The organism is Pseudomonas putida, assembly GCF_028682475.1.
Classification (GTDB): Bacteria; Pseudomonadota; Gammaproteobacteria; order Pseudomonadales; family Pseudomonadaceae; genus Aquipseudomonas; species Aquipseudomonas putida_AG.
In genome coordinates, this window is sequence record NZ_JANHLE010000099.1 from 1 (window position 1) to 560 (window position 560).

Sequence of the window (560 nt, forward strand, 5' to 3'; positions counted from 1 at the left end):
GAGCGTGCTATCGACAAGCCGTTCCTGATGCCAATCGAAGACGTATTCTCGATCTCGGGTCGTGGTACCGTTGTTACCGGTCGTATCGAGCGTGGTATCGTCCGCGTTCAGGACGCCCTGGAAATCGTTGGTCTGCGTGACACCACCACCACCACCTGCACCGGTGTTGAGATGTTCCGCAAGCTGCTGGACGAAGGTCGTGCTGGCGAGAACTGCGGCGTTCTGCTGCGTGGCACCAAGCGTGACGACGTTGAGCGTGGTCAGGTTCTGGTCAAGCCAGGTTCGGTTAAGCCGCACACCAAGTTCACCGCAGAAGTTTACGTTCTGAGCAAGGAAGAAGGCGGCCGTCATACTCCGTTCTTCAAAGGCTACCGTCCACAGTTCTACTTCCGTACTACTGACGTGACCGGTAACTGCGAGCTGCCAGAAGGCGTTGAAATGGTAATGCCAGGTGACAACATCCAGATGACTGTCACTCTGATCAAAACCATCGCAATGGAAGATGGTCTGCGTTTCGCTATCCGTGAAGGCGGTCGTACCGTCGGCGCTGGCGTCGTAGC

Annotated in this window: 1 protein-coding gene; it reads left to right on the forward strand. The window is 56.4% G+C overall.

Annotation, left to right across the window (positions count from 1 at the left end; genetic code table 11):
• On the forward strand, window positions 1–560 hold a 560-nt coding region (locus NPS47_RS25330; RefSeq protein WP_274297439.1), incomplete at both ends, for an EF-Tu/IF-2/RF-3 family GTPase.